Here is a 342-nt window from a genome sequence, read left to right as displayed (position 1 = left end):
GAAGTAGGTGTTAAATTCCCGGATCATAAAATAAAAAAAACAAATAGGGAATTGATTAATTCTTACCTTGGAGAAAAGCTTTGGCTTAGGTTCGGAATTAATTTAATGTTGGGGAAATCATTGGATAAAAAAACCAATACATTACAGCGTATGTTTTTACCAAAATTCCTAAAAAAACAAGTTGGGAATTCCTTTCTCCAAGGGAAAAAGCTGGTAAAATCAGAACAGGTATTAAACGATGTGCTGGTTAAAGATAAATTCAATATTTTCAATTGGTTTTCTCCTGTAGTTGTATTCACACTTTTACTTTTAATAATCTTATACTGGTTTCCTAACCCCATA

1 protein-coding gene is annotated in these 342 nt (G+C 31.0%); it reads left to right on the top strand.

The annotated features are described in order from the left end of the window. Positions 1 to 51: 51 nt before the first annotated feature. A partial coding sequence (locus tag RM549_RS19440) for a hypothetical protein (RefSeq protein WP_432264729.1) occupies positions 52 to 342 on the top strand: 291 nt, incomplete at its 3' end.

This window comes from Autumnicola patrickiae, assembly GCF_031846525.1.
Classification (GTDB): domain Bacteria; phylum Bacteroidota; class Bacteroidia; order Flavobacteriales; family Flavobacteriaceae; genus Autumnicola; species Autumnicola patrickiae.
This window is presented reverse-complemented; position numbering and strand designations above follow the sequence as displayed.